The organism is Umboniibacter marinipuniceus (assembly GCF_003688415.1).
Taxonomy (GTDB): Bacteria; Pseudomonadota; Gammaproteobacteria; order Pseudomonadales; family DSM-25080; genus Umboniibacter; species Umboniibacter marinipuniceus.
Genome location: NZ_REFJ01000003.1, coordinates 257,200 through 271,098, shown reverse-complemented (window position 1 = coordinate 271,098; position 13,899 = coordinate 257,200). Strand labels below are relative to the sequence as shown.

The following is a 13,899-nucleotide window of genomic DNA, read 5'->3' as shown; positions in this document are numbered from 1 at the left end:
GTGTAATGATCATTGTTATCGGATCTGCTATCGATGCCAAGCTACGCCCGACAATAAATTATCAGCGGCTTGATCGGCGTTCACTATACTGTAGAGGATGATCATTAGAGCTGCCTACGGTTTAATCAAAGGTTGCCAATAGACTTGCTGGAAAATAGACGTGAACACTGCTGCTGTTGTTCTATACATATTCCTCTTTCTATCGATGTGCGTGAGCGCAGCGGGGGTGTGGCTTGCACGTGACGGAAGTAGAGATTCAAGGGGTACGGTACTCTGTACCATGTCTTATGTGGTGTTGGCGTTAGCGGCGCTGTTGGCAACGCTGAGTTACATCATGCCGCCCCCGGTGGTCTTTTTCTCACTTGATATACTTGGTCTAATTGATTATCTCCGCGCGCTACTGATGCCCAGCGCCGCTGCGCTTTTCTACCTAGGCTTAAGGGTCCACGTTGAACGGCCTAACGATGATTTTCCCAGGGAGCAGATATTCTTTGCCGCGATATTTTTTACGGTGAGTTACGGCTTTTTCACCTCTCAACCCGAAGGTTGGCCAACGATAGTTGTTAATTTCTGGATTGGCGTTTCGGCCATGTTATGTATAAGGCTCATCGTTACCGGGCGGCGGCTAACGGTTGCCGATAAATTTATGAACGGAGCTTTAGCGCTGCTATTAACCTTTTCTTGGCTACAAGTTGTTTGGGGGTTTAGTGATCTCCATCGTGATCCGACGACACCCATTGATATCTTTCTCTTAGTTGGGGCAACCAACTGTGTACTGGCCATCGCCATAGCGCTAATCGTCCGTATTAATCATCGCGTAGTTCGCAGATTGCGCAGTCAAGCCGCTACGGATTCCTTAACTGGAGCGCTTACGCGGAGGGCGTTTACTGAACAGGGAGAATTTGCCATCTCCCTGTGCAAACGGCAGAAAGTTCCCTGCACAGTGGCCTACATTGATATTGACAACTTTAAGCGCTTGAATGATGACTTTGGCCATCAGATAGGTGATCGCGTACTGTATTCCTTTTGCGAGGAATTAAAGTCAACAATTCGAAGTGTTGATGTGCTTGGTCGCCTAGGTGGAGATGAATTTGTAATCATCTTCCCTAGCGCAACAATTGGCGATGTTGACCGTTGCATCAATCGTGTGCGAGAGCAACTTGATCGTAACGTTATCACCGAATTTCTTCAGTTTAGTTGTGGAATAGTTGATGCGTTATCGGCTGAAATCGATCTCGATGAGGTCGTATCGAGGGCTGACCAGGCGCTCTATCAAGCTAAGAGCAGTGGTCGGCATCGAAATTTCATTTGGCGGCCAACCTAAGCCTAAGCGCTATCAACCGCACTCATTAGTTTCGGCTGATGAAGCCGCAACATACTTTCCGATGGATCAGGGTGAGGAAGGCCTCAGCGACAAAAGTGCTATCCTAATTCGCGTGGGCGCGGCTCGTTACCATAGATCAAGCTTCAGCTGATTATCACAACAAAAGTGCTATCCTAATTCGCGTGGGCGCGGCTCGTTACCATAGATCAAGCTTCAGCTGATTATCACAACAAAAGTGCTATCCTAATTCGCGTGGGCGCGGCTCGTTACCATAGATCAAACTTCAGCTGATTATCACAACAAGATCGTTTAAACTAATTATCATTTCTAGCTAGTGAGCGAAAGCAATGCCTAGTACATCAACTAAATCTAGCGTATCAAGGGTACTTGCTTTCGCATCTTTACTATTACTCCCTGGCGCGACATTCGGCTATAACAACAGCAAAGCAATGGATCCCGAGGATCGATCGGGAACTTGGTCTATTGGCGCTTACTTCAATTGGCAAGAATCACCCTACGCGGGAGAAGACTGGCGCTCAGACTTTATGCCTCAGTTTGTCTACACCGGTGAAAATATCTATTTAGATACCACACAGATGGGTTGGCACGCTATTGATAATGATGATTGGCAGCTAGACACCTATGTCAATTACTACCTCAATGGTTATAACGATCACACCTTTTACTCCGATACTGGAGAGGTTCGCGATGAAGATGATCCGCTTAAGGGTATGGAACGAAGTAGCTCCTTTGAACTCGGTGCCGCGTTGACACGTAAGACCGAGTACGGACGCTGGTCTATTGCTGCAAGCCATGATGTTAATGGCACGCATAATGGCGGCAGAATGGAGCTTGAGTGGAGTAAGACTTGGCGTGGCGAGAACTGGCAAGTGCAGCCATGGCTGCGAACTAATTACTACTCTCGTGAAACGGCAAACTATTACTTTGGTGTCAACGCTGATGAGGTGTTAGTGGACCGCCCAGAGTACGCACTGGAGGCAACGGGTAGTGTGTCAGCTGGGGCATCTCTGAGAGTGACAGCATGGCAGCGACATAACTTGAGCTTGAATGCCGGTTACACCGTTTTTAATGACGAAATCACCGAGAGCCCAATTGTCAGTGAAAATGCCGTTTTTAATGCCTCATTGAGCTACCGCTATGAGATTGATGATTTAAACCGTTCCTCATCGGGTGACTATAACTTCTTTACTAACAATCCCAATCCTTGGTCCTATCGCATTGCCTATGGTTGTACGTCGGATACATCGCTAAATAAGATCTTGCGCCTCCAGATTGATTGCCAAGGAGATGGTACTCATTTAGGTAGCTTCTTTTTAAGTAGGCAGCTCTCGGAAACCTTGATGACTCTTCCAATTGAAGCATGGGTAACCACTGGTGTTGCACGACGGTTTGAGAGTGAGTATCAAGGGAATTTTTGGGAAGGTGTTTTAGCCTTTAAAGCGGTATTTCGTCAATTTCCTTGGTCCGATACCATCGAAACCCGTTTTGGTGTTGCCGAGGGGATTTCCTATGCTCAAAAGGTACCCAACATTGAATCTGAGCGAGCTGCTGAGCGCGACCGGCGTAATAGTAAGTTTTTGAACTATCTAGACTTCAGTTTGGACGTGAGTCTCGGGGACGTGATTGGCAATAAAAAACTGCAGTCCTGCTTTGTTGGGTTTTCAGTACATCATCGCTCCGGAATCTTTGGCGCATCCAATCTCTACGGAAACGTATATGGTGGTTCCAACGTCAATACCATGTATATCGAATGCGAACAGCGCTAAGCGCGCACATGAGGAAGTAAAATGTTGAAAAAACTACTACCGGCATTGGCTATCGGTGCACTAGCAACGCCAGCTCTGGCTAATGAAATGAGTCTTCACTACGGCTATGTAGGAAGCGACTCCATTCGAGTCTATCAGGCTGGCATAACACCTCGTACAGTAACGATTGATGATCTCGACGATTTTGCTCTGACATTAAACTTCGATTACCAGCATAATCAGTTACTGGGGATCTACTACAGTCAGCAGGACACTCGCATGCGTGGGGCGCCAGTGGGTGATAATCCGGGCCTTGGCATTCAGCATTTTCAAATACTCGGTACCACGCTCTATCCTCAGGGTAAGTGGACACACCGGGTGAGTGCAGGGCTCGGTGGTAGTTATCTGTCACCGGATGCATCGCGCTACAGCAGTAACACGCGATTTTCTGGTCAACTTGCTATCGGTACTCGCTATGCGCTTACGCCGAATCTTGAGGTGGGTATTGAGGCACGGTGGCTACCTATCTTTATGAGCAACAGCAGCTATATCTTCTGTAGTAATGGCTGTTCCGTAGGCTTCGGTTCAGAAAATATCTGGAATCAGTTTGGCGCAGGTATGATGTTGTCGCTTAAGTTCTAGCTGGCCGCTAGAACCTTTTCGCACAAGCGTTTTAATTGCTTCAGCTCGTCCAGTTCTAAGCCCAGCTGGCATGCCACAAGCTTCGGCATGTCAGCAACAGCATCACGCATCTGCTCGCCTTTTTCTGTGGTTGAGATAAGTCTAACGCGCTCGTCATCGCTTCCTCGTTTTCGCAACACGAAACCCTTAGCCTCCATGCGCTTTAAGAGCGGGCTTAATGTTCCCGAATCCAAATTCAACCTTTGTCCCAGAGCTTTGACTTCCAACTCCTGAGCGTCCCATAACACCATGAGAACGAGATATTGCAGGTAGCTCAGGTCATGAGCTGCAAGGAAAGGGCGGTAGGCGCGAACAACCTCGTTCGCGGCGCTATATAATGGAAAGCATACTTGGTTCTCTAGTTTAAGTTGCTCGGGGGTTTCGCTCTGCTTAACGTCCTGCATTGGTTGCTACTTTGCTTTAGTCTTTAGCCATACCAGTTGGCTTACGAGGCCAATCAGCCAGACCACGAGTATTACTAAGAATACTTTCTGAAGAAGTGGGTCCTGAAGGCTAGAAACAACGGGTGCGTCCATTGGAAAGCGAGTTAGTATTTCAGTAGCGGTGGGCAATGCGTGAAATAATAGCGTGGCCGTATAGCAGATGTTACGCAGGTATTTATTCCATCCGCCAAACCATTTCGTGGATTCCAGAATAACGCCGGTGACGGTTGCCGCTAAGGTTAGAATTGCCAGAGCATGAGCTGTGTTGAAGCCGCCGTGTTTGAAGATCGTAAGGGCAGAGACAGCAGTTAACACGGTGGCGGCTAAGTAGATTTTACCTGAACTAGTCTTTGCAAGAATCTGTTTATGAGTCCAAATCTGTTGAACCGCAGTGATAATGGCGATTAAACCAACGAGTGTATGGAAAATCCCCATGGCGCTTAATGGCATTTTGAAACCTCAAGATCAAATTTAAAGTTAAGTAAATTGTACGCAATTTAATTGTGCATAATATAGGTGATTGTCGAAAATAGGATTCGAGCAATATGCGAAAGCGTACCCAAGTTTAGCTAATGAGAGATGTACATGGGGAAATAGTGGTGGGCCCGCCCAGACTTGAACTGGGGACCTGCCGATTATGAGTCGGATGCTCTAACCAACTGAGCTACGGGCCCGCTGAATTGAATTCAACAGCGGCAATTATAAAGAAAATTCTGGGATTTAAAATAGCTAACAGGGTCTTTCTAAAAATAAATCTTTTTAGGACAAGGAGTTAGGGGTTTTAGGTGTATGAATTAGTATCGAGTATGACAAGATAAACAACAGGCGAAAAAAAAGCACCTACCGAAGTGGGTGCTTTTTTTGCTTTAGCCGCTACTTTTCGTCAATGAACGAGCGAAGATGCTCGGAACGAGAAGGGTGGCGAAGCTTACGAAGGGCTTTCGCTTCGATCTGACGAATACGCTCTCGCGTTACATCAAACTGCTTACCTACTTCTTCAAGCGTGTGATCGGTATTCATGTTGATGCCGAAACGCATACGTAAAACTTTAGCTTCTCTAGCGGTTAAACCAGCGAGAACGTCTTTGGTTGCATTTTTTAGGCTTTCACCCGTTGCCGAATCAACTGGCGAATCAAGCGTGGTATCTTCGATAAAATCACCAAGGTGCGAATCTTCGTCATCACCAATAGGGGTTTCCATTGAGATAGGTTCTTTCGCAATCTTAAGGACCTTACGGACCTTGTCTTCAGGCATTTCAAGACGTTCGCCAAGCTCTTCAGGGGTAGGCTCTCGGCCCATTTCCTGAAGCATCTGTCGAGACACGCGATTAAGTTTGTTGATCGTCTCGATCATGTGAACCGGAATTCGGATAGTTCGGGCCTGGTCAGCAATGGAACGAGTGATTGCCTGACGGATCCACCAAGTTGCGTAGGTAGAGAATTTATACCCTCGGCGATACTCGAACTTGTCAACAGCCTTCATCAAGCCGATGTTACCCTCTTGGATTAGATCCAAGAACTGAAGGCCACGATTGGTGTATTTCTTTGCAATGGAGATAACCAAACGAAGGTTTGCTTCAACCATCTCTTTCTTAGCGCGACGAGTGCGTGCTTCACCAAGACTCATTGCTCGGTTAATTTCTTTAATCGCATTGAGCTCTAGCTGAGCCTGAGCGACTACTGCAGTCAGACGACGCTGAGAGCGCTTAATATCTTCTTCGATGTGAACGATTTTATCGCTCCACGGCTTACCGGCAGTCTTTAATGAGTCAATCCAATCAGGGTTGGTCTCGTTACCCGGAAGTAGCTTAATGAATTCACCACGCGGCATTCGACATTGGCGGACAAGTAACTGCATCAGCTGCTTCTCTTCTGCACGAATGCGCTCAAGGCAATTGCGGACATCTGCAATGATTGGATCGTAAACGTCAGTAGTGAACTTGAAGAACTTGACGACTTCAGCCACTGCTTCAAATGCTTTACGAGTGGAAGGGGCGTCGCGTCCATCTTTTTCAAGAAGTGTTACCGCTGTATCGAAGAGCTCGCGAGCTGCACCGAAGCGCTCTGCTGCTTCCTCTGGATCAGGGCCACTCTTGATGTCTGCCGAATCATCATCGTCATCGCTATCTGCATCATCAGTGTCATCGTCGTCGTTATCAGCTTCGCTATCTGCCGCTTCGGCCGCGGCCGCGTTTTGACGAGCAATCTCGTTGGCGCTAGGCACGACTTCCATTGGGTCTAGGTAACCGAGTAAAACGTCGCCAATTTCGAGCTCGTCTTCTTCGTCGATGACGCGATCATAATGCGCGAACATAGTTGGTAGCATGCTAGGCCAGTGAACCAAGGCACTGGTAACATCGCGAACACCATCTTCGATGCGCTTGGCAATTTTAATCTCGCCTTCACGTGTGAGGAGTTCAACGCTACCCATTTCGCGCATGTACATGCGGACAGGATCAGTAGTTCGACCTGTTTCGTTCTCTACCGCAGCAAGCGCCGCTGCAGCTTCAGCTGCGGCGATTTCATCGGGGGAGCTATCGCCTTCGGCCATAATTAGCGTATCGGCATCTGGAGCAGTTTCAAAGACACGGATTCCCATGTCGTTGATCATTTGGATGATTTCTTCAACCTGCTCTGGTTCCGAAATGTCATCTGGAAGATGATCATTGACTTCAGAATAGGTGAGGTAACCTTGCTCTCGACCACGTGCGATGAGCTCTTTAATACGAGACTGTTTTTGCGAATGTGCGGACATTAAGAAAACGAACCTTCTACTTTTGAAAGTTAAGAGGAGAATTATAGACTGTATATGGGGGCAATGGCTATGTATTCAAGCTAATTTACTGAAATTATTCGCGATGAGTGCGAATTAGTTGGCGATATTCATTGCGTTGTTCATCTGTCATTTCATTTAGCGGAATTCGTTTTAGAATATTTAGCCGCTGAGACTTAGTTTGAGCGCGCGCTTTTTTGGCAAAATAAGCCTGGTATTCACCTAGTTCGGTGCTAATTGTGCTATCGCTTGTTGTCTGTGTTAACGCTATACAGTCCATTAGCTCCTGTGCCTGCACCGCCCCATGCTTGGCCAGCCAAACGCCGTAAAGTTGCGAAGCACTCATCTCCGGGCGCTTCCGTACTACCTCAATCAAGTCGATGAGGCTTAAGGTTGAAGGGGTGTCCGGCCAGCTGCATTCAACCTCTATGTTAGCTACCGCAGCCGGTTGACGACTGAGAAGTCCAATCACTCGCCGGATCATGTCATTGGTTCGTGAATGGGTTTGAATGGATGCCAATTTTGGCCGAATGCGTTCTGAGCTGGGCTCATAATCCTGTGGGTCAGCGGATTGAACCACCGGCTCCATTGCCACTTCTGGGGTAAGCAGGATTCGGTCAATAGTGGTGCGGTTAAGTCCGGTTCGTTTGGCTAATTCGTCGTTCATCAGTTCGTGAAAGATGCCTGGCGGCAATTTCGCAATCTGTGGGGCTACCCGTTTTGCGAGCTTCGCTCGACCATCCATACTGCTGAGATCAATGCCTTCAGAACTTTGTTCGAAGATATACTCTTCGAGTGGCATGGCGTGTGCAACAACCTTTAGAAATTGTTCAGTGCCTGTACGACGAACAAGGCTATCCGGGTCCTCGCCATCGGGAAGGAAGAGGAATCGCACCGAGCGGCCGTCTTCAACGTAGGGAAGCGTGTTTTGCAGTGCCCGTGCTGCGGCGCGACGGCCAGCGGCATCACCATCGAAGCAAAAGACCAACTCAGGTGCATGCTTAAACGCCAGTTGAATGTGATCTTCGGTTGCAGCAGTTCCGAGGGTAGCGACGGCAAAATGAATATCAAACTGACCAAGCGCTACCACGTCCATATAGCCCTCAACCAGCATCAAACGGTCGATTTGCTTGAGCTTTTGTTTGCACTCAAAGAGGCCGTAAAGCTCGCGACCCTTGTGGAATACGGGCGTTTCGGGTGAGTTCAGATACTTGGGTTTGCTATCATCGAGAACACGACCGCCGAAGGCAATAACCCGACCGCGACCGTCACGGATAGGAAACATAACTCGATTTCGAAATCGATCATAGCGCCGGTTGCTTTCTTCATTTTCAATTAGTAGGCCCGCTTCAATGAGTTGCTCATCGCGATAGCCTTTGCTACTCAAATGTTTTAGTAGTGCATCCCAGCTGCCAGGGGCATATCCAAGACCAAAATCGCGGGCAATTTGCGGCGACAGTTCGCGGCGCACAAGATAATTTCTGGGGGCTGCCTCATGTCTGAGTTGCGTGAAGAAAAATCGAGCGGCCTCTGTCAGCGCGTCGTAGAGCGTCTTTCGCGTCTTTTCTTGTTTTTTCTGTTGCGGAGTTCGCTCCTCGCGCGGCACCTCAATACCAGCTTTATTGGCCAGCTGCTCAACGGCCTCGGTGAACTCTAATCGTTCATATTCCATCAGAAACTTAATGGCGTCGCCGCTCGCCCCGCAACCAAAGCAATAATAAAACTGCTTGTTAGGGTTGACGCTAAAGGATGGGGATTTTTCGTTATGGAAAGGGCAGCAGGCCATAAAGTTGGCGCCAGTTTTCTTTAGTGGCACGCGCGCGTCTATCACTTCGACGATGTCGAGACGACTTACGAGATCTTCAATGAACGTACGAGGTATTAGGCCAGCCATAGTTGGCTATTGTTGACTGTAGAGAGGGGGGTTGTAAAGGCGTTTAAGCGCTCAGGGCAGCCTTAACGAGTTTACTAACGGCGCCCATGTCTGCACGACCTTGAACTTGCGGTTTAACTAGCGCCATCAGCTTGCCCATTTCTTGCATGCTGGCGGCTCCGGATTCGGTTTTGGCGGCAGCGACAATGGCAATGATTTCATCTTCTGAGAGGGCTGTTGGAAGGAATTCCTGAATGATAGCAAGCTCTGCCTCTTCAATATCAGCGAGATCTTGACGATCTGCGGACTTGTATTGGTCGAGCGCATCGCGACGCTGCTTCGACATTTTGTCGAGTACAGCTAAGCAACGGCTATCATCCAGTTCGATTCGCTCATCAACTTCAATGCGTTTAAATTCGGCATTGATCATTCGTAATACACCTAAGCGGGCTTTAGCGCGGTCGCGCATCGCCTGCTTCGTTGCAGTAGAAATAGCTTGTTGAACAGCAGAGCTCATCGGTGAATTCCTTATAGTCGGGTACTAGCCGAAGCTAGTAAGCCAACGATTAGTACATACGCTTCTTATTTCGAGAGTCACGAGAAACTTTCTTCAAGTGACGCTTGACTGCAGCCGCTGCAGCGCGTTGACGCGTAGTTGTTGGCTTTTCGTAAGTCTCACGACTACGAACTTCTGCCAAGATCCCTGCTTTTTCACAACCGCGCTTGAAACGGCGAAGAGCCACGTCAAATGGCTCGTTTTCACGTACTTTAACCGACGGCATTAAACCACCTACCTTAATAAATAATTAAAAGAAATTGCCCGTATCTAATACACGGGCGCGGCATTCTACTACGATTATTGGGTACTTTGCAAAGTTGTTTAAAAATCAAGCAGGCGTTTTTTGCCGTTTGAAGTGGAAAGGCGTATCATGCGCGCTATCAACATTTGACCGCTTTATGGGGAGAATTAACTTGCGCGTTCTAGGCATTGAAACATCCTGCGATGAGACCGGCATTGCGATCTATGATACCGAGCAAGGTATTATAGCCGACGCACTTCACAGTCAGGTAGCAGTGCACGCAGAGTATGGGGGTGTCGTCCCTGAATTAGCCTCTCGAGACCATATTAAAAAGACGTTGCCGCTAATTCGACAAGTTCTTGCTGAAGCTAAGCTGAGTTCCGAGGACATTGATGCCGTTGCCTATACCGCGGGACCTGGGTTAATTGGCGCCTTAATGGTTGGCGCTTGCTTAGGTAGAGCACTTGCTTATGGTTGGAACGTTCCTGCACTGGGGGTTCACCACATGGAGGGACACCTTTTAGCTCCGATGCTCGAAGAACAGCCGCCAGAGTTTCCCTTTGTCGCCTTACTAGTCTCTGGCGGGCATACCCAGCTCGTTGATGTTAAGGCTATTGGTTGCTATGAAGTCATTGGGGAATCGCTCGATGATGCCGCTGGTGAGGCCTTTGATAAGGCCGCCAAAATGCTAGACCTTGATTACCCCGGTGGCCCAGAAATCGCTAAATTGGCTGAATCCGGCGACCCACATCGCTTCAAGTTTCCCCGTCCAATGGTTGATCGTCCGGGGCTTGATTTCAGTTTTAGTGGCCTCAAGACCTTTACCTTGAATCTTATTCAGAAGCACACTGTGGATGGGCCACTTCCTGATCCGCAAACAATGGCTGACATTGCCGCTGGTTTCGAGCAGGCAGTGGTTGATACCGTTGCCATTAAATGTCGAAGGGCACTTGAGCAGACCGGCTATAAGCGTCTGGTCATGGCAGGTGGGGTCTCTGCTAATCGCAAGCTGCGCGCAGAGTTGGGTCAAAAGCTAGCCGCCGTTAAGGCAACGGTGTTCTATGCAAGGCCCGAATTTTGTACCGATAATGGCGCAATGATTGCCTATGCAGGAGCCTGCAGGCTGGCCGCTGGGCAGCACGCTGATTTGTCGGTAGTTGCCTACCCACGCTGGCCAATGGATCAACTCGAGGCGCTAGATCATGCAGGATAGTGTCATTATTGAAGGCTTGGCCGTAGAGGCGGTGATTGGCGTCTACGACTGGGAGCGGACCATCACTCAGCGTTTGGTGTTTGATTTGGAGATGGCTTGGGATAATTCGCCTGCTGCCGACGCCGACGATATTACGCTGGCCTTGGATTATGCCGAAGTCAGCTCAGCTATTCTTAGCTACGTGAGCGATACCAGTTTCGAGCTAATTGAAACGGTTGCGGAACGTGTTTGTGAGTTGATTATTACAAGATTCGGTGTCTCTGAGGTGATTCTGAAACTCTCTAAGCCCGGTGCTGTCCCAGAGGCAAACAATGTTGCGGTCAAGATACGTCGCAGGGCCGCAGCATGAGGGTTGTTTATCTGGGGTTTGGCAGTAATACCCAGCGCGAGTTTTTTTTGGCTAAGGGGTTGCGGCTTTTGCAGGAGCAGGTTGAGCTGGTAAGTGTTTCACCCGTCTACCGCAGTGACTCAGTTGGTTTCAATGGCGCCGCTTTTTTCAACTTTTGTGTCAGCATTAACACCAGCAAAAGTGTTAGCCATCTAAAGGCGATTTTGAAGCGAATTGAAGATATCTGTGGCCGTGATCGGAAGGCGCCAAAGTATTCTGGGCGAACACTTGATATTGATATTTTGTACGTAGAGGGCGAAGTCGGTGAGGTAGATGGCGTTCAGCTTCCTCGTCAGGAAGTTTCATTGAATGCCTTCGTGTTAAAGCCGTTGGTAGATATTGCGCCCCAGCTTATGGACCCTCGTGACGGCAGCTATTTCCGTGATCAGTGGTCGGACTACGATAAGACACGGCAGCCTTTGATTGAGGTGTCGGCGGATTTTCTAGGCATCACCGCGTCTACGATTGAGCGATAATATTTTTTACGATTGGTCGACAATATTTTTACGATTGGTCGATAAGATGTTTACGATTGGTCGATAAGATGTTTACGATTGGTCGATAAGATGTTTACGATTGGTCGATAAGATGTTTACGATTAGTCGATAAGATTTTTACGATTTCGTCCTGATTGTTACTGGCGAACTGATTGGATTTTGGACGCTAATACGCTCGCCAGTATCCAAGTTATAGGCGATTAAATGTCCTCCCCATACACAGCCACCATCTAACGCTTCGATATGGTCGACAGCACAGTTGCCTTCGAGTGCAGCCCAGTGTCCGAAGAGTAATTGATAGTGGTCCTTTCGCGGCCAGTTAAACCAAGCTTGAAAACGAGTGTCATTCGGTCCGGACAGATCGCTGCAACGAAATTCAAGCTCGCCTTCAGCGCTAATATAGCGCATCCGAGTGAAATAGTTGGTAATAGCGCGAAGTCGCGCGGAACCGCTAAGAGCATCGTCCCACGACGAAGGTTGGTTGCCGTACATGCTTGCAAAGAAAGTGCGTCGGCCGTGGTCGGTTTGCAGGGCGCAACTTACTTCGCTGGCCAAGTCAATTGCTTTGGTGGCCTCCCAAATATGAGGAACCCCGGCGTGCGAAAGAATGAAATGATCATCGATGAGGCGAATCAGTGGTTGTTGTACTAACCATTCGCAATATGATGCGATGTGCTGACTGGAGAGCAGTTTAGCAAAGGTATCTTTACTGCCAGCGGGCTTAGCTGAGTAATAAGTGGCTAAAAAGTGTAAATCATGGTTTCCCAGCACGGGGAAGACGACATCGCGATGGTGGTAGAGCCAACTTATGGTAGCTAAATCATCTTCACCGCGATTAATTAAGTCGCCACAGAGGTATAGCTGGTCGCTTTGAGGCTGAAAGTTAATTGCGCCGAGCAGCGTTTCGAAGGCGCTAAAACAACCCTGGATATCGCCAATTACCCAGCGAGTCATTAGTGCAGGACGCCCGGTCTTGAAAGTCTGAAGCAGGGGATTTCTACACGAAAATGTTCTTGAGAGTCGACGTCAATAAAGCCATAAAAACCATGCATAGTCCCAGCGTTAGTGCCGATCATCGCCCAGCTTGTGTAGGAAAATAGTTCGTTCTCGCCAAGAATAGGTAACTCGCCGACGACCCCTTCGCCTTCAACTCGGTCCTCGTGGCCATCGGCATCAATGATGGTCCATTCGCGAGTGAGAAGCTGGATGGTACGATTACTAATGTTAGTGATTTCTATGTGATACGCGAAGGCATGATGGAATGTCCGGCCACGCTCTTCAACGCCTACATACTCGGTGCGGACTCTCACTGTGACCTGTTCCGAGATCATCATTGTGCTTTATTGGCTTCAACGAGATGGTTGGCAAGCGCCACATATTCGGCGACAGAAATATTTTCAGGGCGCAGCGATAAATCAATGCCTAGGGATGCGACATCAACATTTTGTAGCAATGGTTTGAGCGAGTTGCGAAGCGTCTTGCGACGCTGGTTAAAGGCCGTTCGTACCACGGTGGCGAAGAACGATTCGTCGAGCAGCGTATCAACCTCGGTACGCGGCACGAGGCGAACAATCGCGCTGTCAACTTTCGGTGGTGGATCAAACGATTCGGGGGGAACGATGAACAGTGGAATGACTTGGCATAAATACTGGGTCATAACACTTAGGCGCCCATAGTTATTATCGCCCGGACCTGCAGCCATGCGATCGACCACTTCTTTTTGCAGCATAAAGTGCATGTCTTTAATCGCACCGGAGAAGCTCAATAGGTGGAAAATTAATGGCGTAGAAATGTTGTAGGGGAGGTTGCCAACAATACGCAGAGGTTCATCGTCCACGAAGGCGCCAAAGTCAGTCTTGAGCGCATCAGCGTTGACGATGTCGAAGTTAGTGTCTTTCTCGAACTTCACGACTAGCCAAGGGATTAGGTCTCGATCTAACTCAACGGCTGTGACCTTAGCCCCCGCGCCAACGAGGTCTTCGGTAATAGCGCCTTGACCGGGGCCGATCTCTACAATTCGATCGGTTTCCTTTGGGGAAACTGAGCGCGTAATCCGAGCGATGATGTTGCTATCATTGAGAAAATTCTGACCGAAACGCTTGCGCATTCGATGGCCATTAACGATCGATTTAGACGACATTC

General features: G+C 48.6%; 15 protein-coding genes and 1 tRNA gene. 6 read left to right on the top strand and 10 right to left on the bottom strand.

Features of this window, described 5'->3' with window-relative positions:
• Nucleotides 1–160 precede the first annotated feature (160 nt).
• From DFR27_RS07470 to DFR27_RS07455, 3 genes are all read left to right on the top strand, one after another.
• Complete coding sequence (locus DFR27_RS07470) at nucleotides 161–1,324, top strand: GGDEF domain-containing protein (RefSeq protein ID WP_121876826.1); 1,164 nt, start codon at nucleotides 161–163, stop codon at nucleotides 1,322–1,324.
• A gap of 347 nt (nucleotides 1,325–1,671) precedes the next feature.
• Nucleotides 1,672–3,111 carry a MipA/OmpV family protein gene (locus tag DFR27_RS07460; RefSeq protein ID WP_121876824.1) on the top strand — a complete coding sequence of 480 codons (1,440 nt, stop codon included), beginning with the start codon at nucleotides 1,672–1,674 and terminating at the stop codon, nucleotides 3,109–3,111.
• Between the two features lie 21 nt (nucleotides 3,112–3,132).
• Nucleotides 3,133–3,732, top strand: a complete 600-nt coding sequence (locus DFR27_RS07455) for a porin family protein (protein WP_121876823.1) — start codon at nucleotides 3,133–3,135, stop codon at nucleotides 3,730–3,732.
• Here DFR27_RS07455 and ohrR read toward each other — a convergent pair.
• From ohrR to rpsU, 7 genes are all read right to left on the bottom strand, one after another.
• Complete coding sequence (ohrR, locus tag DFR27_RS07450; RefSeq protein ID WP_121876822.1) at nucleotides 3,729–4,175, bottom strand: transcriptional regulator OhrR; 447 nt, start codon at nucleotides 4,173–4,175, stop codon at nucleotides 3,729–3,731. The genes DFR27_RS07455 and ohrR overlap by 4 nt on opposite strands.
• A gap of 6 nt (nucleotides 4,176–4,181) precedes the next feature.
• Nucleotides 4,182–4,664 (bottom strand): DUF2306 domain-containing protein, encoded by a 483-nt coding sequence (locus DFR27_RS07445; protein ID WP_121876821.1) that lies wholly within the window; start codon nucleotides 4,662–4,664, stop codon nucleotides 4,182–4,184.
• 147 nt (nucleotides 4,665–4,811) lie between these two features.
• Nucleotides 4,812–4,888 (bottom strand) — tRNA-Ile (locus DFR27_RS07440).
• Nucleotides 4,889–5,087: 199 nt separating this feature from the next.
• The gene (rpoD, locus tag DFR27_RS07435) at nucleotides 5,088–6,968 is read right to left on the bottom strand and encodes an RNA polymerase sigma factor RpoD (protein ID WP_121876820.1); all 1,881 of its coding nucleotides are present in this window, start codon (nucleotides 6,966–6,968) and stop codon (nucleotides 5,088–5,090) included.
• A gap of 94 nt (nucleotides 6,969–7,062) precedes the next feature.
• Nucleotides 7,063–8,880, bottom strand: coding sequence for a DNA primase (gene dnaG / locus DFR27_RS07430; RefSeq protein WP_121876819.1), 1,818 nt, complete (start codon nucleotides 8,878–8,880; stop codon nucleotides 7,063–7,065).
• Nucleotides 8,881–8,923: 43 nt separating this feature from the next.
• Nucleotides 8,924–9,376: a GatB/YqeY domain-containing protein gene (locus DFR27_RS07425; RefSeq protein ID WP_121876818.1), complete on the bottom strand. Its 453-nt coding sequence runs from the start codon at nucleotides 9,374–9,376 to the stop codon at nucleotides 8,924–8,926.
• 49 nt (nucleotides 9,377–9,425) lie between these two features.
• Complete coding sequence (rpsU, locus tag DFR27_RS07420; protein ID WP_121876817.1) at nucleotides 9,426–9,641, bottom strand: 30S ribosomal protein S21; 216 nt, start codon at nucleotides 9,639–9,641, stop codon at nucleotides 9,426–9,428.
• 190 nt (nucleotides 9,642–9,831) lie between these two features.
• On the opposite strand from rpsU, the gene tsaD reads away from it, so the two are divergent.
• Genes tsaD through folK form a run of 3 tightly spaced genes read left to right on the top strand, consistent with a single transcriptional unit; the run spans nucleotide 9,832 to nucleotide 11,736 of the window.
• Nucleotides 9,832–10,872, top strand: coding sequence for a tRNA (adenosine(37)-N6)-threonylcarbamoyltransferase complex transferase subunit TsaD (gene tsaD, locus DFR27_RS07415; protein ID WP_121876989.1), 1,041 nt, complete (start codon nucleotides 9,832–9,834; stop codon nucleotides 10,870–10,872).
• On the top strand, nucleotides 10,862–11,221 hold the full coding sequence (gene folB / locus DFR27_RS07410) for a dihydroneopterin aldolase (RefSeq protein WP_121876816.1): 360 nt from the start codon (nucleotides 10,862–10,864) through the stop codon (nucleotides 11,219–11,221). The genes tsaD and folB overlap by 11 nt, the downstream gene beginning before the upstream one ends.
• Complete coding sequence (gene folK / locus DFR27_RS07405; RefSeq protein WP_121876815.1) at nucleotides 11,218–11,736, top strand: 2-amino-4-hydroxy-6-hydroxymethyldihydropteridine diphosphokinase; 519 nt, start codon at nucleotides 11,218–11,220, stop codon at nucleotides 11,734–11,736. Before folB ends, folK begins: the two co-directional genes overlap by 4 nt.
• 138 nt (nucleotides 11,737–11,874) lie before the next feature.
• On the opposite strand, the gene DFR27_RS07400 is transcribed toward folK, so the two are convergent.
• The 3 genes from DFR27_RS07400 to rsmA are packed head-to-tail and all read right to left on the bottom strand — an operon-like array spanning nucleotide 11,875 to nucleotide 13,897.
• Nucleotides 11,875–12,711, bottom strand: a complete 837-nt coding sequence (locus DFR27_RS07400; protein WP_121876814.1) for a symmetrical bis(5'-nucleosyl)-tetraphosphatase — start codon at nucleotides 12,709–12,711, stop codon at nucleotides 11,875–11,877.
• Nucleotides 12,711–13,088 (bottom strand): Co2+/Mg2+ efflux protein ApaG, encoded by a 378-nt coding sequence (apaG, locus tag DFR27_RS07395; RefSeq protein ID WP_281269017.1) that lies wholly within the window; start codon nucleotides 13,086–13,088, stop codon nucleotides 12,711–12,713. Before apaG ends, DFR27_RS07400 begins: the two co-directional genes overlap by 1 nt.
• Nucleotides 13,088–13,897 carry a 16S rRNA (adenine(1518)-N(6)/adenine(1519)-N(6))-dimethyltransferase RsmA gene (gene rsmA, locus DFR27_RS07390; RefSeq protein ID WP_121876812.1) on the bottom strand — a complete coding sequence of 270 codons (810 nt, stop codon included), beginning with the start codon at nucleotides 13,895–13,897 and terminating at the stop codon, nucleotides 13,088–13,090. Before rsmA ends, apaG begins: the two co-directional genes overlap by 1 nt.
• Between the last annotated feature and the right edge of the window lie 2 nt (nucleotides 13,898–13,899).

Bases quoted from the DNA above. Each gene is read 5' to 3' on its own strand.
- rsmA (WP_121876812.1), bottom strand. From the start codon at position 13,897: ATGTCGTCTAAATCGATCGTTAATGGCCATCGAATGCGCAAGCGTTTC.
- rpsU (WP_121876817.1), bottom strand. From the start codon at position 9,641: ATGCCGTCGGTTAAAGTACGTGAAAACGAGCCATTTGACGTGGCTCTT.
- DFR27_RS07460 (WP_121876824.1), top strand. From the start codon at position 1,672: ATGCCTAGTACATCAACTAAATCTAGCGTATCAAGGGTACTTGCTTTC.
- DFR27_RS07455 (WP_121876823.1), top strand. From the start codon at position 3,133: ATGTTGAAAAAACTACTACCGGCATTGGCTATCGGTGCACTAGCAACG.
- rpoD (WP_121876820.1), bottom strand. From the start codon at position 6,968: ATGTCCGCACATTCGCAAAAACAGTCTCGTATTAAAGAGCTCATCGCA.
- dnaG (WP_121876819.1), bottom strand. From the start codon at position 8,880: ATGGCTGGCCTAATACCTCGTACGTTCATTGAAGATCTCGTAAGTCGT.
- DFR27_RS07400 (WP_121876814.1), bottom strand. From the start codon at position 12,711: ATGACTCGCTGGGTAATTGGCGATATCCAGGGTTGTTTTAGCGCCTTC.
- ohrR (WP_121876822.1), bottom strand. From the start codon at position 4,175: ATGCAGGACGTTAAGCAGAGCGAAACCCCCGAGCAACTTAAACTAGAG.
- apaG (WP_281269017.1), bottom strand. From the start codon at position 13,088: ATGATCTCGGAACAGGTCACAGTGAGAGTCCGCACCGAGTATGTAGGC.
- DFR27_RS07425 (WP_121876818.1), bottom strand. From the start codon at position 9,376: ATGAGCTCTGCTGTTCAACAAGCTATTTCTACTGCAACGAAGCAGGCG.
- folB (WP_121876816.1), top strand. From the start codon at position 10,862: ATGCAGGATAGTGTCATTATTGAAGGCTTGGCCGTAGAGGCGGTGATT.
- folK (WP_121876815.1), top strand. From the start codon at position 11,218: ATGAGGGTTGTTTATCTGGGGTTTGGCAGTAATACCCAGCGCGAGTTT.
- DFR27_RS07445 (WP_121876821.1), bottom strand. From the start codon at position 4,664: ATGCCATTAAGCGCCATGGGGATTTTCCATACACTCGTTGGTTTAATC.